The sequence below is a fragment of the Actinomadura napierensis genome (assembly GCF_039529375.1).
GTDB classification, from domain to species: Bacteria; Actinomycetota; Actinomycetes; order Streptosporangiales; family Streptosporangiaceae; genus Spirillospora; species Spirillospora napierensis.
In genome coordinates, this window is sequence record NZ_BAAAMR010000448.1 from 1 (window position 1) to 508 (window position 508).

A 508-nucleotide genomic window follows, 5' to 3' on the forward strand; every position below is an offset into this window, starting at 1 on the left:
TTTCAAAAAAAGAAAGCTATTTCACACTTTAACAACATATTTGCTTACAAGAAAAATATGACTTTAAGTTTACTTTCAGCTTTACCAGTAAGCAATAAAAAACCGCTAAACGAATTTAGCGGTTTTTCTTTTTCATTTAAGAAAAATTATTTATCACGGTTACGTTTACGTTCATTTTCAGTCAAGTAACGCTTACGGATACGAATTGATTTTGGAGTAACTTCTACTAACTCGTCATCTTCAATAAATTCAAGAGCTTGTTCAAGCGTGAATTCAATTGCAGGTGTTAAAGTTAAAGCATCATCAGTACCAGACGCACGAACGTTAGTTAACTGTTTCGCTTTAGTTGGGTTTACAACCATATCGTCTGAACGAGAGTTAATACCTACGATCATACCTTCGTAAACTTCTAACTGTGGCTTAGCGAATAAACGACCGCGGTCTTGTAAGCTGAATAATGCATAGCCCAAGCATGTACCTTGAACCATAGAAATCAACACACCGTTTT

Annotated in this window: 1 pseudogene; it reads right to left on the reverse strand. The window is 35.0% G+C overall.

The window, feature by feature from the left end:
• Positions 1–146: 146 nt before the first annotated feature.
• Positions 147–508 (reverse strand): annotated as a pseudogene (locus tag ABD296_RS50415) (translational GTPase TypA); the annotation flags it as partial.